This is a genomic window from Pantoea sp. SGAir0175, from assembly GCF_043547855.1.
Map to the genome: position 1 here is coordinate 2,476,822 of NZ_CP028081.1, position 19,618 is coordinate 2,496,439.

Annotated in this window: 16 protein-coding genes; 10 read left to right on the forward strand and 6 right to left on the reverse strand. The window is 58.8% G+C overall.

Going from position 1 to position 19,618, the window contains the following annotated elements; all coding sequences use genetic code 11:
- Positions 1–20: 20 nt before the first annotated feature.
- From purB to C1N56_RS11555, 4 genes are all read left to right on the forward strand, one after another.
- Positions 21–1,391 carry an adenylosuccinate lyase gene (gene purB, locus C1N56_RS11540; RefSeq protein ID WP_088517708.1) on the forward strand — a complete coding sequence of 457 codons (1,371 nt, stop codon included), beginning with the start codon at positions 21–23 and terminating at the stop codon, positions 1,389–1,391.
- Between the two features lie 173 nt (positions 1,392–1,564).
- Complete coding sequence (gene phoP, locus C1N56_RS11545; protein WP_394516672.1) at positions 1,565–2,233, forward strand: two-component system response regulator PhoP; 669 nt, start codon at positions 1,565–1,567, stop codon at positions 2,231–2,233.
- 3 nt (positions 2,234–2,236) lie between these two features.
- A complete protein-coding gene (gene phoQ / locus C1N56_RS11550) occupies positions 2,237–3,697 on the forward strand; it encodes a two-component system sensor histidine kinase PhoQ (protein ID WP_264441375.1) in 1,461 nt (486 codons plus the stop codon).
- Positions 3,698–3,754: 57 nt separating this feature from the next.
- Complete coding sequence (locus C1N56_RS11555; protein ID WP_058776487.1) at positions 3,755–4,876, forward strand: ribosomal protein uL16 3-hydroxylase; 1,122 nt, start codon at positions 3,755–3,757, stop codon at positions 4,874–4,876.
- A 330-nt stretch (positions 4,877–5,206) separates the two neighbouring features.
- Here the strand turns inward: C1N56_RS11555 and pepT are convergent, their stop codons facing one another.
- The gene (pepT, locus tag C1N56_RS11560) at positions 5,207–6,433 is read right to left on the reverse strand and encodes a peptidase T (RefSeq protein WP_021506380.1); all 1,227 of its coding nucleotides are present in this window, start codon (positions 6,431–6,433) and stop codon (positions 5,207–5,209) included.
- A gap of 300 nt (positions 6,434–6,733) precedes the next feature.
- On the opposite strand from pepT, the gene potA reads away from it, so the two are divergent.
- The 4 genes from potA to potD are packed head-to-tail and all read left to right on the forward strand — an operon-like array spanning position 6,734 to position 10,517.
- Complete coding sequence (gene potA, locus C1N56_RS11565; protein WP_058759491.1) at positions 6,734–7,849, forward strand: spermidine/putrescine ABC transporter ATP-binding protein PotA; 1,116 nt, start codon at positions 6,734–6,736, stop codon at positions 7,847–7,849.
- Positions 7,842–8,693, forward strand: coding sequence for a spermidine/putrescine ABC transporter permease PotB (gene potB / locus C1N56_RS11570; protein WP_136547113.1), 852 nt, complete (start codon positions 7,842–7,844; stop codon positions 8,691–8,693). The genes potA and potB overlap by 8 nt, the downstream gene beginning before the upstream one ends.
- Entirely contained in the window at positions 8,690–9,463 is a 774-nt protein-coding gene (gene potC / locus C1N56_RS11575) for a spermidine/putrescine ABC transporter permease PotC (protein ID WP_058769642.1), read from the forward strand. The genes potB and potC overlap by 4 nt, the downstream gene beginning before the upstream one ends.
- Positions 9,464–9,473: 10 nt before the next feature.
- Positions 9,474–10,517, forward strand: a complete 1,044-nt coding sequence (gene potD / locus C1N56_RS11580; RefSeq protein ID WP_394516673.1) for a spermidine/putrescine ABC transporter substrate-binding protein PotD — start codon at positions 9,474–9,476, stop codon at positions 10,515–10,517.
- Positions 10,518–10,707: 190 nt separating this feature from the next.
- Here the strand turns inward: potD and cobB are convergent, their stop codons facing one another.
- The 4 genes from cobB to lolC all read right to left on the reverse strand — a co-directional run bounded on the left by cobB (position 10,708) and on the right by lolC (position 14,826).
- On the reverse strand, positions 10,708–11,541 hold the full coding sequence (cobB, locus tag C1N56_RS11585) for a Sir2 family NAD+-dependent deacetylase (protein WP_211725102.1): 834 nt from the start codon (positions 11,539–11,541) through the stop codon (positions 10,708–10,710).
- A gap of 147 nt (positions 11,542–11,688) precedes the next feature.
- Positions 11,689–12,933, reverse strand: a complete 1,245-nt coding sequence (gene lolE / locus C1N56_RS11590) for a lipoprotein-releasing ABC transporter permease subunit LolE (RefSeq protein ID WP_021506385.1) — start codon at positions 12,931–12,933, stop codon at positions 11,689–11,691.
- Positions 12,933–13,634 (reverse strand): lipoprotein-releasing ABC transporter ATP-binding protein LolD, encoded by a 702-nt coding sequence (gene lolD, locus C1N56_RS11595; protein WP_021506386.1) that lies wholly within the window; start codon positions 13,632–13,634, stop codon positions 12,933–12,935. The genes lolE and lolD overlap by 1 nt, the downstream gene beginning before the upstream one ends.
- Positions 13,627–14,826, reverse strand: a complete 1,200-nt coding sequence (gene lolC, locus C1N56_RS11600) for a lipoprotein-releasing ABC transporter permease subunit LolC (RefSeq protein ID WP_132465185.1) — start codon at positions 14,824–14,826, stop codon at positions 13,627–13,629. The genes lolD and lolC overlap by 8 nt, the downstream gene beginning before the upstream one ends.
- A 248-nt stretch (positions 14,827–15,074) precedes the next feature.
- On the opposite strand from lolC, the gene C1N56_RS11605 reads away from it, so the two are divergent.
- Complete coding sequence (locus C1N56_RS11605) at positions 15,075–15,284, forward strand: hypothetical protein (protein ID WP_021506388.1); 210 nt, start codon at positions 15,075–15,077, stop codon at positions 15,282–15,284.
- A 186-nt stretch (positions 15,285–15,470) separates the two neighbouring features.
- On the forward strand, positions 15,471–18,914 hold the full coding sequence (gene mfd, locus C1N56_RS11610; RefSeq protein ID WP_021506389.1) for a transcription-repair coupling factor: 3,444 nt from the start codon (positions 15,471–15,473) through the stop codon (positions 18,912–18,914).
- A 125-nt stretch (positions 18,915–19,039) separates the two neighbouring features.
- On the opposite strand, the gene C1N56_RS11615 is transcribed toward mfd, so the two are convergent.
- Positions 19,040–19,582, reverse strand: a complete 543-nt coding sequence (locus C1N56_RS11615; RefSeq protein ID WP_031279257.1) for a glycine zipper 2TM domain-containing protein — start codon at positions 19,580–19,582, stop codon at positions 19,040–19,042.
- Positions 19,583–19,618: the final 36 nt, after the last annotated feature.

Sequence of the window (19,618 nt, forward strand, 5' to 3'; positions counted from 1 at the left end):
ACGATTCAGGAGTTGCACTGATGGAATTATCCTCTCTGACCGCCGTCTCACCTGTCGATGGTCGTTACGGCGATAAAGTCAGCCCGCTGCGTGCGATTTTCAGCGAGTTCGGTTTGCTGAAATTCCGCGTTGAGGTTGAAGTTCGCTGGTTACAGAAACTGGCCGCGACCGCAGAGATCAAGGAAGTTCCTGCATTTGATGCCGACGCAAACGCTTTCCTTGATGCAATTGTCGCCGGTTTCAGCGAAGAAGATGCGGCGCGCATCAAAACCATTGAGCGCACCACCAACCATGACGTGAAAGCCGTCGAATACTTTCTGAAAGAGAAAGTGGCGAACGTGCCGGCGCTGCACGCGGTGTCTGAGTTTATCCATTTCGCCTGCACCTCCGAAGATATCAATAACCTGTCACACGCGCTGATGCTGGAAACCGCACGCCGCGACGTGATCGTGCCGTTCTGGAACCAGATCATCACCGCCGTGAAGGGCCTGGCGCAGGAGTATCGCGACATTCCGCTGCTGTCGCGCACCCACGGTCAGCCGGCAACGCCGTCCACCATGGGCAAAGAGATGGCCAACGTGGCCTACCGCATGGAACGCCAGCTGCGTCAGCTGAGCAAGGTGGAAGTGCTGGGCAAAATCAACGGCGCGGTGGGTAACTACAATGCGCATATCGCCGCGTATCCGGAAGTGGACTGGCATCAGCTGAGCGAGCAGTTTGTGACCTCGCTGGGTATCAGCTGGAACCCGTACACCACGCAGATCGAGCCGCATGACTACATCGCCGAGCTGTTTGACTGCATCGCGCGCTTCAATACCATCCTGATTGATTTTGACCGCGACATCTGGGGTTACATCGCCCTGAACCATTTCAAACAGAAAACCATTGCTGGCGAAATTGGCTCTTCAACCATGCCGCACAAGGTTAACCCTATCGACTTCGAAAACTCCGAAGGGAATCTGGGGCTGGCTAATGCGGTAATGCAGCACCTGGCCAGTAAACTGCCGGTATCACGCTGGCAGCGCGATCTGACCGATTCTACCGTGCTGCGTAACCTCGGCGTCGGCGTCGGCTACGCATTGATCGCCTATCAGGCCACGCTCAAAGGTATCTCCAAGCTGGAAGTGAACCGCGATCGCCTGCTGGACGAGCTGGATCACAACTGGGAAGTCCTGGCAGAGCCGATCCAGACCGTGATGCGCCGCTACGGCATTGAAAAGCCGTACGAGAAGCTGAAAGAGCTGACGCGCGGCAAGCGCGTGGACGCAGCCGGTATGCAGGCGTTTATCGACAGCCTGGAGCTGCCGGAAGCAGAGAAAGTGCGCCTGAAGCAGATGACGCCAGCCAACTACCTCGGCCGCGCGATTCAGATGGTTGACGACCTGAAGTAATTCCTTGCTCTGAAAACTCAGGCTATGGCAAGTTGGTGTTACCTCAGTCACGCACGTCACGTGGTGGCTGAGGTTCCCCTGCCAGTGCATCACAGCGGAGTGTTAATCTGCGGTTTAGCTGGCGTAGCGTATACTTTTCGCCATCATCACTGAGTTGAAGGTAAGGAAATTCTATGCGTGTTCTGGTTGTGGAAGATAATGCCCTGCTGCGCCATCACCTCGCAGTCCAGTTACGTGACATGGGTCATCAGGTGGATGCCGCCGAAGACGCCAAAGAAGCCGACTATTTCCTGCAGGAACACATTCCCGATATCGCGCTGGTCGATCTCGGCCTGCCCGACGAAGACGGCATGTCGCTGATTCGCCGCTGGCGTGGCGATGCCATTCGTCAGCCGATTCTGGTGCTGACCGCGCGCGAAGGCTGGCAGGCGAAAGTTGAAGCGCTGGAAGCCGGTGCCGATGACTACGTGACCAAGCCGTTCCACATTGAAGAGGTCGCCGCCCGCTTACAGGCGCTGATGCGCCGTAACAGCGGACACGCCTCGCAAATTATCTCCATGCCGCCGTTCCAGGTTGACCTGTCGCGCCGCGAGCTTTCGGTGAACGACGCACCGGTCAAGCTGACCGCGTTTGAGTACACCATTGTTGAAACGCTGATCCGCAATGCCGGTAAAGTGGTCAGCAAAGACTCGCTGATGCTGCAGCTGTATCCCGATGCGGAACTGCGCGAAAGCCATACCATTGATGTACTGATGGGCCGGCTGCGCAAAAAAATTCTCGCGCTGCACCCGACCGAAGTGATCAACACCGTGCGTGGCCAGGGATACCGCTTTGATCTCTGATTTATGAAGCTGTTCCGCCGTCAGCGCCCTTTCTCCTTACGCGCGCGTTTTCTGCTGGCGACGGCGGCGATCGTGCTGTTTTTGTCGCTGTCGTATGGCATGGTGGCGGTTATTGGCTACGTGGTCAGCTTTGATAAAAATACCTATCGCGTGATGCGCGGCGAGAGCAATTTGTTCTTCACCCTCGCGCAGTGGAAAGACAACAAGCTCACCATCGCCCAGCCGGAACGCATGACGCTCAATTTCCCGACGCTGGTGTTCATCTATGACGAGCACGGTAAGCTGCTGTGGCAGCAGCGCGACGTGCCGGAAATCCGCAAAAACATTCGCCGCGACTGGCTGATGAAGCCAGACTTTTACGAGATCGATACCAGCAATCGTACCAGTATGGCGGCGATGGGTAACAATCCGCAGGCACAGCAGCGGCTGCACGCGCTGGACAGTGACAGCAATGACACCTTCACCCACTCGGTGGCAGTGAACCGCTACGACGCGACCACCAATCTCCCGGCGCTGACCATTGTGGTGGTGGACTCGATCCCGCAGGAGCTGCAGCACTCAGACGTGGTGTGGTCGTGGTTTAGCTATGTGCTGGCGGCCAATCTGCTGCTGGTGATTCCGCTGCTGTGGCTGGCGGCACACTGGAGCCTGCGTCCGATTGGCCACCTGACTTCGCAGGTGCGCGAGCTGGAAACCGGTCACCGGGAAAATCTCGACGACAACCCGCCGCAGGAGCTGCGCAGCCTGGTGCGCAACCTCAATCTGTTGCTCACCAACGAACGGCAGCGCTACACGCGCTATCGCACCACGCTGTCGGATTTGACGCACAGCCTGAAAACGCCGCTGGCGGTGCTGCAAAGCACGCTGCGCTCGCTGCGCGGTGGCAAAGAGCTGACCATCGAACAGGCTGAGCCGGTGATGCTCGAGCAGATCAGCCGCATCTCGCAGCAGATTGGCTACTACCTGCATCGCGCCAGCATGCAGGCGGATCACAACCCGCTGCAGCGCGATCTGCATTCGGTCTCGGCCCTGCTGGATAGCCTGTGTTCCGCGCTCAATAAGGTGTATCAGCGCAAGGGCGTTGAGATCACGCTGGATATTTCGCCGGAGCTGACCTTTATCGGCGATCAAAATGACTTTATGGAAGTGCTGGGCAACGTGCTGGATAACGCCTGCAAATACTGCCTCGAATTTATTGAGGTCAGCGCGCGCCAGACGGAAAACGCGCTGCATCTGTTCATTGACGACGACGGCCCCGGCATTCCCGAAAGCAAGCGCGATCTGATTTTTGTGCGCGGCCAGCGTGCCGATACGCTGCGTCCCGGTCAGGGACTGGGACTGGCGGTAGTGCGCGATATTCTCGAGCAGTATGCCGGTCAGGTAATCGCCACGACCAGCCCGCTCGGCGGCGCCCGCATGGAGGTGATTTTTCAGCGGCAGGAAGTTGAACATCACCGCGAGTAGAACCGGGCGCGGGCTGTTATACTTGGCAGCAATTATGGCCCTAACCGGAATCCTCGCATGGACTATCAGCTCGACATCAACTGGCCCGACTTTATTCAGCGCTACTGGCAAAAACGCCCGGTGGTGCTGAAACGGGGTTTCAAAAACTTCATTGATCCGATTTCTCCGGATGAGCTGGCCGGTCTGGCAATGGAAAACGAGGTGGACAGCCGCCTCGTCAGCCACAACAACGGCAAGTGGCAGGTCAGCCATGGTCCGTTTGAAAGCTACGATCATTTGGGTGAAAGTAACTGGTCGCTGCTAGTACAGGCGGTGAACCACTGGCATGAACCTTCTGCTGCGCTGATGCGCCCGTTCCGCTTTCTGCCCGACTGGCGTATCGACGACCTGATGATCTCGTTCGCAGTGCCGGGCGGCGGCGTAGGCCCGCACTTTGATCAATACGACGTATTTATTATTCAGGGCACTGGCCGCCGTCGCTGGCGCGTGGGCGAAAAAGTGCCGATGAAACAACACTGCCCGCATCCGGACCTGCTGCAGGTTGAACCGTTCGACGCCATCATCGATGAAGAGCTGGAACCGGGCGACATTCTCTATATTCCACCGGGTTTCCCGCACGAAGGCTATTCGCTGGAGAACGCGCTCAACTATTCAGTCGGCTTCCGCGCACCTAACGGACGCGAGCTGATCAGCGGCTTTGCGGACTATATGCTGGCGCATGAGCTGGGCAGCTACCGCTTCAGCGATCCGGATGTGCCGGCGCGTGACTGCCCATCGCAGATTCTGCCGTCGGAAGTAGAAGGGATCCGCAAGGTGATGCTGGATGTAATTAATCAGCCGGAGCAGTTTAACCAGTGGTTTGGCGAATTTATTTCCCAGTCGCGTCACGAGCTGGATGTGGCACCGCCGGAACCGCCGTATCAGCCGGATGAGATTTATGACGCGCTGCAGCAGGGGGATGCACTGACGCGCCTCGGCGGCCTGCGCGTGCTGACGCTGGGCGACGCGGTGTACGTCAACGGTGAACGCGTCGAGTGCGCGCATCCGTCGGTTCTGGCTGCGCTGGCCCACAAACACGTATTGACGCTGGAAGATTTCGGCGATGCGCTGGACGATCCTTCGCTGCTGGCTCAACTGGCGGCACTGGTGAACAGCGGGTACTGGTTTTTTGCTGATTGAGTTGATCAGGTCCTCTGCGCCCGTTTCCCTCACCCCGGCCCTCTCCCGCCCGCGGGAGAGGGAGAAAACCGTGCGACGATTGCAGTAAAGCGTCGGCGGCGGCATGGGCAAATGAAGAGCCTGATTCTCGCTCGATCGGTCCTCTCTCCCGCCCGCGGGAGAGGGAGAAAACCGCGCGACGATTGCAGTAAAGCGCCGGCAACAAGATGCGTAAAAAAACAGGGGCACAAACAGGAGTTAAGGCAATAAACAAAGCCTGATTCCCGCTCGATCGGTCCCCTCTCCCGCGAGCGGGAGAGGGTTAGGGTGAGGGCAAGCCCCTCTCCGCCCTTACTTCTTCTCCGCCGCGAGCGCGGCCAGGCGCACAATCACCTCAACCGACTTCGCCATCACATTCAGCGACGCAAACTCATGCTTGCCGTGATAGTTGTAGCCGCCGGTAAACAGATTCGGACACGGCAGTCCTTTCCATGACAGCGCCGATCCGTCGGTGCCGCCGCGAATTGGCTTCACGTTCGGTTCGATACCGCAGTCGCGCATCGCCTGCAGCGCCAGCTCAATGATGTGCGGATGCGGTTCCACCTTCTCCCGCATATTGCGATAGCTGTCGCTGATCTCCACCTTGATGGAGCACTCAGCCTGCAGACCTTTACTGACGCGGCGGCCAATCTCCTGCAGCAGCTGCTTACGCTGTTCGTAGCTGTCGGCATCAAAATCACGAATCAGGTACATCAGCTCGGCGTGCTCAACCGATCCCTTAATAGTGTGCAGGTGGAAAAAGCCTTCATAGCCGTCGGTAAACTGCGGCTTCTCTTTGGCCGGCAGCTCGGCGTGGAAGCGCATCGCCAGGTCCAGCGCGTTCACCATCACGTTTTTCGCACTGCCGGGATGCACATTGTTACCGGTGATTTTGACCAGCGCCGTCGCGGCATTAAAGTTCTCGAACTCAAACTCGCCGAGATCGCTGCCGTCAACGGTATAAGCCCAGTCAGCCGCAAACCCCTCAACGTCGAAGTGCGACGTGCCGCGACCGATCTCTTCATCCGGGGTAAAGGCCACGCGAATGGCGCCGTGCGGCACATCCCCTTTGGCCAGCTCGGCCATTGCCGTCATGATCTCAGCGATACCGGCTTTATCATCAGCGCCCAGCAGCGTTTTACCGTCGGTGGTGATCAGCGTATGCCCGGTCAGCTTGTGCAGCACCGGGAACATCACCGGCGAGAGCACTTCATCCCCGTTGCCCAGCGCGATGTCACCGCCACGATAGTTTTCAATGATCTGCGGATTGACATTTTTCGCGGTGAAATCCGGCGAGGTATCCATGTGGGAAATAAAACCGATCACCGGCGTCGGCCAGTCGACGTTTGCCGGCAGGGTGCCCATCACACAGCAATGATCGCTTAAGGTGACGTCGACAAAACCCAGCGCAATAAGCTCTTCCTGTAACTGACGCGCCAGCGTCCACTGCCCTTCGCTGCTCGGCACCTGCCGCGCCTGAGGTTTTGCCTGGGTTTCTACTGCCACATAACTGAGAAAACGCTCAAGTAATTGATCCATCTGTCATCCCTCTAAAGAACCTGCATTATTATCATGGGGCCTGATTATCGCCATGTTGCGTCAAATCATTATCCTTCAGGTTAGCCCTCTCAGCTCAATCGTGCGCTGAAATTCGCCCTGCCAGCCACCCGTCCGGCTGGCCCGATGAGCATACTCCAGCAATTTGCAGACTTTTCAAGGTTATTCCGTGTCTGAACATGGCAATGGCGCATTTTTCAGGTATTATCGCGCCCTTCATCACGGCAAGCTGTCGCCGGCGGCTATGCTGTAACCTGATTCTCATCAGACTGAGTGACTATAATGACGCAAACACGCGCGCAGCAGGCGCTGGTTACGCTTTCTGGCATCAGTAAAGCTTTCGATGGCAAAACCATCATCCCGGATTTCGACCTGACCATCGGTCATGGCGAATTTATCACCCTGCTTGGCCCCTCCGGCTGCGGTAAGACCACGATTCTGCGCCTGATCGCCGGGCTGGAAAACGCCGACAGCGGACGTATCCATCTGGATGAGAGCGACATCACTGAAACGCCCGCCGAGCATCGCCATATCAATACCGTGTTTCAGAGCTACGCGCTGTTTCCGCACATGTCGGTGTTTGAAAACGTCGCGTTTGGCCTGCGCATGCAGAAAACCCCGGCGGCAGAGCTGACGCAGCGCGTCAACGAGGCGCTGGCGATGGTGCAGCTGGAAAGCTTTGCCGCGCGCCGGCCGCACCAGCTCTCCGGCGGCCAGCAGCAGCGCGTGGCGATTGCGCGCGCAGTGGTCAACCGGCCCAAAGTGCTGCTGCTTGATGAGTCGCTCTCCGCGCTGGATTACAAACTGCGCCGCCAGATGCAAAACGAGCTGAAAGCACTGCAGCGCAAGCTGGGCATCACGTTTGTGTTTGTCACGCACGATCAGGAAGAAGCGCTGACCATGTCCGACCGCATCGTGGTGATGCGCGACGGGCGCATTGAGCAGGACGGCACGCCGCGCGAGATCTACGAAGAGCCCGCGAACCTGTTTGTGGCGCGCTTCATTGGCGAAATCAACGTGTTTGATGCAGAAGTGATCGGTAGCGCGCACGCGCCGCAGGTACGGGCTCGCGTCGAAGGCCGCGAGTGTGATATTCACTGCCCGTTCCCGGTCAAACCCGGCGATCGGCTGCATGTGCTGCTGCGACCGGAAGATTTGCGCGTCGAGGAGATCGATCACGACAGCCGCAGCGAAAACCTGATCGGCTATGTGCGCGAACGCAACTATAAAGGCATGACGCTGGAATCCACCGTCGAACTGGAGAACGGCAAGCTGCTCACCGTCAGCGAGTTCTTTAATGAGGACGATCCGGATTTTGACCACTCGCTGAACCAGAAAATGGCGGTCAGCTGGGTGCCAAACTGGGAGGTGGTGCTGCCGTATGAAACGGATGCGTAATCGTCTGCAGAAAGCCATTGTGGCACTGATCGTCGGCTGGCTGACGCTGTTCGTGTTGCTGCCGAATCTGATGATCTTCGTCACCAGCTTTCTGACGCGCGACGACGCGCACTTTGTCAGCATGGTGTTCACCCTGAACAACTACGGCCGGCTCCTCGATCCGCTGTATGCCGACGTGCTGCTGCACTCACTCAACATGGCCTGCATCGCCACGCTGTGCTGCCTGCTGCTCGGCTACCCTTTTGCCTGGTGCCTGACCAGACTGCCGGCGCGTCTGCGTCCGCTGATGCTGTTTCTGCTGATTGTACCGTTCTGGACCAACTCTCTGATTCGCATTTATGGTCTGAAAATTTTTCTCAGCACGCGCGGCTGGCTCAATGAATTTCTGCTGTGGCTCGGCGTCATCGACAAGCCGTTTCGCATCATGTTTACCCCGGAAGCGGTGATCTTCGGGCTGATCTATATTCTGCTGCCATTTATGGTGCTGCCGCTCTACTCCAGCCTTGAGAAGCTGGACAAATCCTGCCTGGAAGCGGCGCGCGATCTTGGCGCCAGCAGGCTACAGACCTTCATCCGTATCATTTTGCCGCTGACCCTACCCGGTATCGTTGCCGGCGCGCTACTGGTATTTATCCCGGCGATGGGGTTGTTCTACGTAGCGGATTTAATGGGCGGGGCAAAGAACCTGTTGATCGGTAACGTAATCAAAAGCCAGTTCCTCAATATTCGTGACTGGCCGTTCGGCGCCGCCACCAGCATTGTCATGACGCTGCTGATGGGGCTGATGCTGCTGGTTTACTGGCGCGCAGCGCGTCTGCTGAATCACAAGGCGGCGTTGCAATGATGGCGCGCGGATTACGCCACGGCTTCATGGCCGTGATTTATGCCTGGTTCTACATTCCGATCATCATCCTGATCGTCAACTCCTTCAATGCCTCGCGCTTCGGCATCAACTGGCAGGGCTTCAGCACCCAGTGGTATCGCCTGCTGGTCAATAACGACAGCCTGATTCAGGCGGCGCAGCATTCGCTGATCATGGGCGTGCTGTCGGCCAGCTGCGCGACGCTGATCGGCTCGCTCACCGCCGTGGCGCTGTACCGCTATCGTTTTCGCGGCAAGCCGTTTGTCAGCGGTATGCTATTTGTGGTGATGATGTCGCCGGATATCGTAATGGCGATTTCGCTGCTGGTGCTGTTTATGCTGCTGGGGATTTCGCTCGGCTTCTGGTCGCTGCTGTTTTCCCACATCACTTTCTGCCTGCCGTTTGTGGTGATTACCGTCTATTCGCGCCTGAAAGGCTTTGACGTGCGCATGCTGGAGGCGGCAAAAGATCTCGGCGCCAGCGAAGTGACTATTCTGCGCAAGATTTTGCTGCCGCTGGCGCTGCCGGCAGTAGCCGCGGGCTGGCTGCTGAGTTTCACCCTGTCGATGGATGATGTGGTGGTGTCGTCATTTGTCACCGGTCCCGGCTTCGAAATTTTGCCGCTGAAAATTTATTCCATGGTGAAAGTGGGCGTGTCGCCGGAGGTGAACGCGCTGGCTACCATTTTGATGCTGCTGTCGCTGCTGCTGGTGGCAGCCAGTCAGCTGTTGCTGCGTGATAAAACCAAATAGAGGATAACCGATGAAAAAATGGTCTCACTGGCTGGCGGCTGGGGCGCTGGCACTGGGTATGCAAAGCGCTCAGGCGGATGACAACAACACGCTTTACTTCTATAACTGGACCGAATATGTGCCGCCCGGGCTGCTGGAGCAGTTCACCAAAGAGACCGGCATCAAAGTGATTTATTCCACCTATGAATCCAATGAAAGCATGTACGCCAAGCTGAAAACCTGGAAAGCAGGCGCTTACGATCTGGTGGTGCCGTCGACCTACTTCATCGCCAAAATGCGCAACGAGGGCATGCTGCAGAAGATCGACAAGTCACAGCTGAGCAACTTCCGCAACCTCGATCCCGACCTGCTGAACAAGCCGTTTGATCCGAACAACGACTATTCCATTCCCTATATCTGGGGCGCAACCGCCATTGGCGTGAATACCGACGAGGTGGATCCAAAAACCCTGACCCAATGGGCCGATCTGTGGAAACCTCAGTATAAGCAGAGCCTGCTGCTGACCGATGATGCGCGTGAAGTGTTCCAGATGGCGCTGCGCAAGCTCGGCTACTCCGGTAATACGCAGGATCCAAAACAGATTGAAGCCGCCTATGAAGAGCTGAAAAAGCTGATGCCGAACGTGCTGGCGTTCAACTCGGATAATCCCGGTAATCCGTTTATGGAAGGCGAAGTCAACGTCGGCATGATCTGGAATGGCTCCGCCTGGGTGGCGCGCCAGGCTGGCACGCCGCTGCAGATTATCTGGCCGAAAGAGGGCGGGATTTTCTGGATGGATAACCTGGCGATCCCGGCGAATGCGAAAAATAAAGCGGGCGCGCTGAAGCTGATTAACTTCCTGCTGCGCCCGGATGTGGCGGCTAAAGTGGCGGAAACCATCGGTTATCCGACGCCCAACCTGGCGGCAAGAAAGCTGCTGCCGCCCGAGGTGGCCAGCGATCCGTCACTCTATCCGCCGGCTGAAGTGATCCAAAACGGCGAGTGGCAGAACGATGTCGGTGCCGCCAGCGTGCAGTACGAAACGCTGTTCCAGAAGCTGAAAGCGGGACGGTGAGGTTCTGAGGTGGGAGATTGTGCGGCCTGGCCCTCACCCTGCCCTCTCCCAGAGGGAGAGGGTTCATTCATGCTGGATTCGGCCTGTGGGAAAGATCGCACTGGATTTAGCCTGAGTTTCAGTCGGGCGCGTTTTTCCCCTTCTCCCGCCGGGAGAAGGCCGGGATGAGGGGAAACGCGCAGCACGCTGACTATTTATACAAGCCGCGCAAAAAAGTATGCACGAATTCGGGCACCACTTCGCTGGCTAAGCCGTAATGCGCTTCAGCGAATTCGTTACCGACCTGACTGGGGGCCAGATTCAGCTCCACGGTGTGCGCCCCCTGCAGTTTCGCCTCGTGCACAAAGCCTGCCGCCGGATAGACGTGGCCTGAGGTACCAATGGCAATAAACAGATCGGCCTGTTCCAGCGCCTGATAAATCTCCTCCATGCCGAGCGGCATTTCACCAAACCACACCACGTGCGGACGCAGCCGCGACGGGAACTGGCAGCAGGTACAGCGATCGTCCGGACCGACGTCCTCCGTCCACGCCAGCACCTGACCGCTATGCTCACAGCGCACCTTCAGTAACTCACCGTGCATATGCAGCACGCGCTGGCTGCCGGCGCGCTCGTGCAGGTTATCGATGTTCTGCGTAACCAGCAGGAAATTATCGCCCAGCACCTGCTCCAGTTCGGCCAGCGCTTTGTGCGCCGCGTTAGGCTGGATCTCTGGCTGCTGCAGCTGACGCCGGCGCGCGTTGTAGAACTCCTGCACCAGCGCCGGATCGCGGCGAAAGCCTTCGGGCGTCGCCACATCTTCCACGCGATGCTCTTCCCACAGGCCATCTTCCGCGCGGAAGGTGCGAATGCCGGATTCTGCCGAAATTCCGGCACCGGTCAGCACCACCACGTGCGGCTGCGGATGGGCGGCAAGTTCGACCTGACGATCGCGCTCAAAGATGCGCTGGCGAAAGCGCTGATGCACTTTGCGGCGATTCTTTTTGTAGCGGGCGAGTCGAAGGCGGCGGCGCGGTTGGCGCATAAAGGCTCCTTAATCTGCGGCGCTGAACGCCGCGCTGCGGGTGTTTTCCGGGTTACTCAGACCCGATAATAGCGGCTGGGTATGACGGCTGCATGCCGCAGACGCTGAAAATGTGCGCAGCCGCGAAGGCGGCTGCGTGTTTTGTCTTTACTGACCGCTCAGCACGCGGGCAGGATCGATGCGGCTGGCGCGCCGCGCCGGATACCAGCTGGCAATCAGGCTCAGGCCAATCGCCGTTGCCAGCACGATGGCCACATCCAGCCAGTGCAGCTCGGACGGCAGAAAGTCGATAAAGTAGATATCGCCCGCCAGCAGCTGATGCCCGGTAAGGTGCTCCACTACGCGCATCACCGGCGTCAGATTGAGCGCCACCAGCACGCCGACCACCACACCGCTGACGCTGCCCAGCAGCCCGGCCAGCAGGCCATACCAGATAAAGATGGCACGAATCAGGCCGTCTTTCGCGCCCAGCGTGCGCAGCACGGCGATATCGCTGCTCTTGTCCTTCACCGCCATCACCAGCGTCGACACGATATTAAAGCAGGCCACGCCAATCACCAGCACCATCGCCAGATACATAATGGCGCGAATCATCTGGATATCACGATACATGTAGCCGTAAGTGCCAATCCAGCTGCGGATGGTGACATAGGAGTGAGTGGCTTCGCCGGCATCGCGCACCAGCTTCTGTGCCTGGAACGGATCGCTCATCTTCAGCGCAATGCCGCTGACGCTGTCGCCCAGATCCAGATACTTTTGCGCATCGGCCAGCGGCACCAGCGCCAGACTGTGATCCAGCATGCCGCTCAGCTGCAGAATACCGCTCACCTGCAGACGAATGCGTTTTGGCTGCAGCAGTTTGTTCTCGCCATCATTATTCGGAATCATGATGGTTATCCAGTCGCCCTGCTTCACGTTGAGCGATTTGGCGATGCCGCCGCCCAGAATAATCTGCTGCCTGCCGGCGCTGAACTGCGACCAGGCATCGCCGCTGACAAAACGCGGCAGCGCGCTGAGTCGCGGCTCCTGCTGCGGATCAACGCCCTTCACCTGCAGCGCCTGCAGCTTCGCACCGCTCTCAATCAATCCGGTAAAGTTAACGTAAGGTGCCGCCGCGGCGATGCCCGGCACCTGTTCGATGGGCGCAATCATCGGCTGCCAGTTGCGAAATGGCTGGTTAACCGCCTCAATTTCGCCGTGCGGCACCACGGCCAGAATACGGTTGTTGAGCTCCCGCTCGAAACCGTTCATCGCGCTCAGCCCGATGATCAGCACCGCCACGCCAAGCGCAATGCCGATGGTCGATATGATGGAGATCAGCGACACCATGCCGCCGCGCCGCCGGCCGCGGCTGAAGCGCAGCCCGAGCAGCAGGGATAAAGAGGACGCCATCAGATCGCTCCCAGCGTCAGGTGATCGCTCAGCTGGCCGTCGCGCATTTCCATCTGCCGGCTCAGGCGCTTCGCCAGGTTGAGGTCATGCGTCACCACCAGAAACGCGGTGCCCTGCTGCACGTTGAGCTCGCCGAGCAGTTCAAAAATGGCGTCCGCGTTGCGCGCATCGAGGTTACCGGTGGGCTCATCGGCCATCACCAGCCGCGGCCGGTTCACCAGCGCTCTGGCGATCGCTACGCGCTGACGTTCACCGCCCGACAGCTCAGAAGGCCGGTGCGCCGCGCGCTTTTCCAGGCCAACCGCCGCCAGCATCTCGCGTGCGCGCGCTTCCGCTTCGGCTTTGCCGGTTTTGCCAATCAGCAGCGGCATGGCTACGTTCTCCAGCGCACTGAAGTCCGGCAGCAAATGGTGAAACTGATAAATGAAGCCGAGTTCCCGGTTGCGCAGCTCTGCTTTGGCCGCCGACGACATGGCGTTGAGCGATTTCCCGTCAAATACCACGTCACCGGAGGTCGGCGCATCCAGCCCGCCCAGCAGGTGCAGTAAGGTACTTTTGCCGGAGCCGGAGCTGCCGACGATGGCCGTCAGTTCGCCCGGCTGCAGGCTAAAAGCCACATTGCGCAGCACATCGGTCTGCACGCTGCCTTCCTGATAGCGTTTGCACAGGTCACGACACTGCAACAAAGGGGTATTACTCATAACGTAAAGCCTCAGCGGGTTGAACGGCGGCAGCGCGCCATGACGGATAGAGGGTAGACAGCAGCGCCACGGCCATCGAGACCAGCGCAATGGTGATCACCTGCCAGACATTGATATCCACCGGCAGCGCGGCGCCATCAAGGAACAGGCCGATCACCGGCATTAAATTGTTGAGCTGGCTGGCCAGCAGCACGCCCAGCAGCGTACCGAGCAGCGCGCCGATAATACCGGCGCTGGCGCCCTGCACCATAAATACCGCGACGATTTGCCGCCGCGTTAAGCCCTGGGTTTGCAGGATCGCCACTTCCGCCTGCTTCTCCATGATCAGCAGGCCCAGCGAGGTAATGATATTGAAGGCGGCCACGGCAATGATCAGGCTGAGCAGCAGCCCCATCATGTTTTTCTCCATGCGCACCGCCTGGAACAAGTCGCCCTTGCGTTCGCGCCAGTCTTTCCACGTCAGCCCCTGCGGCAGCGGCTGCTGGCTGAGCGCATCGACATTCAGCGGCTTATCCAGCCACAGGCGCCAGCCGGTAATGTTGCCGAGCGGATAGCGCATCACGCGCGAGGCATCCTGCTGGTTCACCAGAATCTGATAGCCATCGACTTCGCTATTGGCTGCGTAGGTACCGGCAACGGTAAAGATGCGCTGGCTCGGCACGCGCCCCACTGGGGTAAACTGACTGACCGATGGCACCATCAGGCGCAGCTGATCGCCGCGCTTCACGCCCAGCTGCGAGGCCAGCAGTTCACCGAGAATGACCTTATACTGCCCCGGCTGCAGCACGCTCTGCTGGGTGTTGACCAGATAAGGCGTCAGCGGATCCTGTTCGTCGGGATTGATGCCCAGCATCACGCCCACCGACACGTTGCGCGCACTCTGCAACACCACATCGGCGGTGGTCAGCGGCGCGATCCGCGTCACGCCCTGCAGTTTGAGATCCTGCGCGCGCATCTGCTGCGGATTGATGCTGCCGGTGTCGCTGGTCACCAGCGCCTGCGGCATCAGGCCGAGAATGTTGCCTTCCAGCTCGCGCTCAAAGCCGTTCATCACCGACAGCACCGTCACCAGTGCCAGTACGCCGAGCGTGATACCAATAGTCGAGAGCCAGGAGACGAAACGACCGAAACGGTCTGAAGCACGTCCACGCATGTAGCGCAAACCGATGAATAACGCGACTGGTTGATACATGAGATCCGTCTTGGCCGTTGCTCAAAATTAAGTAGAGCGATGATAAAGGAGCCGTCTGCTTTATGAAACCTCTAACCCGCTGAGTCAGTTGCAAAGTTGCGTCAAAATGCGTCCTCCTGCGCGACAATGCACAAAATTACGACAAAATAGTGACGCTATTAGTACGATTATTCGTCAGCAGGTGGGTTAGACTTAGCTTGCAGTACCGGTTTTCGCATCACAGTAAGCGCAGTACGGAGGTTCTTACCATGAGCAGGTTTCCTAAAGGCAGTATCGTTAAACATAAATCTGGCGAGATCAAAGGCGAAGTGGTCAATGTCTTTGAGCAGGGAGACGCGCTAACCGGTTATTATGTGAAGTGGGACGATGGCAACAACAGCTACCATGTCGAGCGCGAGCTGTCATGGGCCAATGTGGATCGTCCACGCATGCACTACACACAGCAATCCAGTAAATAACGTGACGCGGCCAGGTCGCCATCAATGACGACCTGGCAACTGGCCATACTGGCGGCCCTTCAGGGTGCCGCTGAGGTAAGGTGCGCATTCATGCACCCTGACATAAACTCAGAAAGGAGAGATGATCCTCACGGCGGAATGTGGAATGATGACGCCCTGGAAACTGAGGAGAGAATGTCGGACCTTATGTCGGAACAGCGTCGTTATACCCTGCCTGCTAAAGCAGGCGACCATCGTCAGCTCGGTCAGCTGGTCGGCGCCGCGCAGGCGGTTGAGTGTGCCAGCATCACCGAACGCCACAGCGGTCCGGTGTTAATGATCACCCCGGATATGCAATCGGCCCTGCGGCTGCAGGAGGAGATCAGGCAGTTTACCGATCTGCCGGTCACCAACCTTGCTGACTGGGAAACACTGCCCTACGACAGCTTCTCGCCCCATCAGGACATTATTTCCGCCCGTCTTTCTACGCTGTACCAGCTGCCCACCCTGACGCGCGGCATGCTGATTCTGCCGGTCAATACGCTGATGCAGCGCGTTTGCCCGCACAGCTTCCTGCACGGCCATGCGCTGGTGATGCAGCAGGGCCAGAAACTGTCGCGCGATGCCCTGCGCGACCAGCTGGAGCAGGCCGGTTATCGCCATGTCGATCAGGTGATGGAGCATGGCGAGTACGCGACGCGCGGCGCGCTGCTCGACCTGTTCCCGATGGGCAGCGATCAGCCTTACCGCATCGATTTCTTTGATGATGAGATCGATAGTCTGCGCCTGTTTGACGTCGACTCACAGCGCACGCTGGAGGCGGTGAGCGCCATCAACCTGCTGCCGGCGCATGAATTTCCCACCGACAAAGCGGCCATTGAGCTGTTCCGCAGCCGCTGGCGTGAAACCTTCGACGTGCGGCGCGAACCCGAGCACGTCTATCAGCAGGTGAGCAAAGGCACGCTGCCGGCCGGGATTGAGTACTGGCAGCCGCTGTTTTTCGAGCAGGAACTGCCTACCCTGTTTAGCTATCTGCCCGCCAGCACGCTGGTGCTGAACAGCGGCGATCTGCACGCCAGCGCTGAACGTTTCTGGCAGGATGCTAACGCACGCTATGAAAATCGTCGCATCGATCCTATGCGCCCGCTGCTGGAACCGGCCACGCTGTGGCTGCGCCCGGATGCGCTGCTGAGCGAGCTGAAAAACTGGCCGCGCATGCAGCTCAGCGCTGAAACGCTGCCGGAGAAAGCCGCGAACAGTAATCTGGGCTATCAGCCATTGCCGGAGCTGACGGTGCAGGCGCAGGCCAAAGCGCCGCTCGATCTGCTGCGTCAGTTCCTCGAACAGTTTACCGGTCAGGTGATTTTCTCGGTAGAAAGCGAAGGTCGCCGCGAGAGCCTGCAGGAGCTGCTGTCCCGCATCAAACTGCGCCCGCAGCCGATTGATCGCTTCGAGCAGGCCGATGAGCAGCCGTACAGCCTGATGATTGGCGCTAGCGAGCGCGGTTTTATCGACACCCAGCGCCAGCGCGCGCTGATTTGCGAAAGCGATCTGCTCGGCGAGCGCGTCAGCCGGCGGCGTCAGGACAATCGCCGCACCATCAATCCGGATGTACTGATTCGTAACCTCGCCGAGCTGCACCCGGGCCAGCCGGTGGTGCATCTTGAACACGGTGTGGGCCGCTACATCGGCCTGACCACGCTGGAAGCCGGCGGTATCGTGGCCGAGTATCTGATGCTCTCCTATGCCGGCGATGCCAAACTTTACGTTCCGGTGTCATCGTTGCATCTGATCAGCCGTTACGCCGGCGGCGCCGATGAAAATGCGCCGCTGCACAAACTGGGCAGCGATGCCTGGTCACGCGCGCGGCAGAAAGCGGCGGAGAAAGTGCGTGACGTGGCCGCTGAACTGCTGGACATCTACGCCCAGCGCGCGGCCAAGGCCGGCTTTGCCTTTAAGCACGACCGCGAGCAGTATCAGCTGTTCTGCGAAGGTTTTCCGTTTGAAACCACGCCGGATCAGGCGCAGGCAATTAACGCCGTGCTCAGCGATATGTGCCAGCCGCTGGCCATGGACCGCCTGGTGTGCGGCGATGTTGGCTTTGGTAAAACCGAAGTGGCGATGCGGGCTGCCTTCCTTGCGGTGGAGAACGGCAAACAGGTGGCGGTGCTGGTGCCAACTACCCTGCTGGCGCAGCAGCATTACGATAACTTCCGCGACCGCTTCGCCAACTGGCCGGTGCGCATTGAAATGCTGTCGCGCTTCCGCAGCGCCAAAGAGCAGGCGCAGGTGCTGGAACAGGCCAGCGAGGGCAAAATTGATATTCTGATCGGCACCCACAAGCTGCTGATGAGCGATTTGAAGTGGCGCGATCTCGGTTTGCTGATCGTCGATGAAGAGCACCGTTTCGGCGTGCGTCACAAAGAGCGCATTAAAGCGATGCGCGCTGACGTCGATATTCTGACGCTCACCGCAACGCCGATTCCGCGCACCCTGAACATGGCGATGAGCGGCATGCGCGATCTGTCGATTATCGCCACGCCACCGGCGCGCCGTCTGGCGGTGAAAACCTTCGTGCGCGAGTATGACAGCCTGGTGGTGCGCGAAGCGATCCTGCGTGAAGTGCTGCGCGGCGGCCAGGTTTACTATCTCTACAACGACGTCGAGAACATCGAGAAAGCAGCGCAGCGGCTGGCCGAGCTGGTGCCGGAAGCGCGCATCGCCATCGGCCACGGTCAGATGCGTGAGCGCGATCTGGAACGGGTGATGAACGATTTCCACCACCAGCGTTTCAACGTGCTGGTGTGCACCACCATCATCGAAACCGGGATCGATGTGCCGAGCGCCAATACCATCATCATTGAGCGCGCCGACCATTTCGGTCTGGCGCAGCTGCATCAGCTGCGTGGCCGCGTCGGCCGTTCGCATCATCAGGCCTATGCCTGGCTGCTGACACCGCACCCGAAAGCGATGACCACCGATGCCCAGAAGCGACTGGAAGCGATTGCCTCGCTGGAGGATCTGGGCGCTGGCTTTGCGCTGGCGACGCACGATCTGGAGATTCGCGGTGCCGGTGAACTGCTGGGTGAAGATCAGAGCGGTCAGATGGAGACCATTGGTTTCACGCTCTACATGGAGCTGCTGGAAAACGCGGTGGATGCGCTGAAGGCCGGACGTGAACCGTCGCTGGAAGATCTCACCAGCAATCAGACCGAGATTGAGCTGCGCATGCCTGCCCTGTTGCCGGATGATTTTATTCCGGACGTCAATACGCGCCTGTCGCTGTATAAACGCATCGCCAGTGCGGCCGATGAACAGGAGCTGGCTGAGCTGAAAATTGAGATGATTGACCGCTTCGGCAAGCTGCCCGACGCCGCGCGTAACCTGCTGGACATCGCCGCGCTGCGTCTGGTGGCGCGCCAGCTGGGGCTGCGTAAAATCGAAGCCAGCGAAAAAGGCGGCTTTTTTGAGTTCGCGCCGCAGAATCAGGTCGATCCCGGCTGGCTGATCGGCCTGCTGCAGAAAGATGCCAAGCAGTGGAAGCTGGATGGTCCGACGCGACTGAAATTCACCCGCGATCTGAGCGAACGCAAAACGCGCATGGAATGGGTGCAGAATTTCGTCGCCGAGCTGGCGAAGAACCGGGTTTGATCGCCCAGCCGTTACGCAGCAGCGCTATGCGACGCGCTGCTGCGTACGGTGCGGGAGCCTGAGCATAAAAAAAGCGCCTTGCGGCGCTTTTTTTGTTACTGCTGCTGTGAAGTAGCTTTGCCCAATCAGGCCTGATTCGAATTCAGGATCAGCTGACCATTACGGTCGAGCGGGATGCGGGTGCCAGGGTCATTCTCCATGCGGATTTTGCCCTGCTGGTCGCCTATTTTATAGGTCACGTCATAACCCAGCATTTTTTCCTGTTTATCGTACACGGTTTTGCAGCGCTGCTCGCTGGTGGTGTAAGTGTCACGATCCTGCAGCGCACCCTGTACCTGGTTACCGCCGTAGCCGCCTGCCAGCGCACCGGCTACGGTCGCGATATCCCGGCCGCGGCCACCGCCGAACTGGTGACCAATCACCCCACCGGCCACGGCACCCAGTACGGAACCGGCGATGCGGTTCTCATCCTGCACCGGACGACGGTGCGTGAGGGTAACGTTGCGGCACTCCTGACGCGGCTGCTTGATGCTCTCTTTGATTGGCGTTGCCGAAAGCACCTGAGCATACTGCGGGCCACGATCAAACACATCCATGCTGGCGACGGCGGCCACGCCCAACGCTGCTGCTACGCCGATTCCAATACCCGCTAACATTGATTTATTCACAGGAATGTCCTCCTGAAGTTGTTACCGCGCATTCCT

Bases quoted from the DNA above. Each gene is read 5' to 3' on its own strand.
- potB (WP_136547113.1), top strand. From the start codon at position 7,842: ATGCGTAATCGTCTGCAGAAAGCCATTGTGGCACTGATCGTCGGCTGG.
- C1N56_RS11605 (WP_021506388.1), top strand. From the start codon at position 15,075: ATGAGCAGGTTTCCTAAAGGCAGTATCGTTAAACATAAATCTGGCGAG.
- lolD (WP_021506386.1), bottom strand. From the start codon at position 13,634: ATGAGTAATACCCCTTTGTTGCAGTGTCGTGACCTGTGCAAACGCTAT.
- purB (WP_088517708.1), top strand. From the start codon at position 21: ATGGAATTATCCTCTCTGACCGCCGTCTCACCTGTCGATGGTCGTTAC.
- potD (WP_394516673.1), top strand. From the start codon at position 9,474: ATGAAAAAATGGTCTCACTGGCTGGCGGCTGGGGCGCTGGCACTGGGT.
- phoP (WP_394516672.1), top strand. From the start codon at position 1,565: ATGCGTGTTCTGGTTGTGGAAGATAATGCCCTGCTGCGCCATCACCTC.
- mfd (WP_021506389.1), top strand. From the start codon at position 15,471: ATGTCGGAACAGCGTCGTTATACCCTGCCTGCTAAAGCAGGCGACCAT.
- potA (WP_058759491.1), top strand. From the start codon at position 6,734: ATGACGCAAACACGCGCGCAGCAGGCGCTGGTTACGCTTTCTGGCATC.
- cobB (WP_211725102.1), bottom strand. From the start codon at position 11,541: ATGCGCCAACCGCGCCGCCGCCTTCGACTCGCCCGCTACAAAAAGAAT.
- phoQ (WP_264441375.1), top strand. From the start codon at position 2,237: ATGAAGCTGTTCCGCCGTCAGCGCCCTTTCTCCTTACGCGCGCGTTTT.
- lolE (WP_021506385.1), bottom strand. From the start codon at position 12,933: ATGGCGTCCTCTTTATCCCTGCTGCTCGGGCTGCGCTTCAGCCGCGGC.
- potC (WP_058769642.1), top strand. From the start codon at position 8,690: ATGATGGCGCGCGGATTACGCCACGGCTTCATGGCCGTGATTTATGCC.
- pepT (WP_021506380.1), bottom strand. From the start codon at position 6,433: ATGGATCAATTACTTGAGCGTTTTCTCAGTTATGTGGCAGTAGAAACC.
- C1N56_RS11555 (WP_058776487.1), top strand. From the start codon at position 3,755: ATGGACTATCAGCTCGACATCAACTGGCCCGACTTTATTCAGCGCTAC.
- lolC (WP_132465185.1), bottom strand. From the start codon at position 14,826: ATGTATCAACCAGTCGCGTTATTCATCGGTTTGCGCTACATGCGTGGA.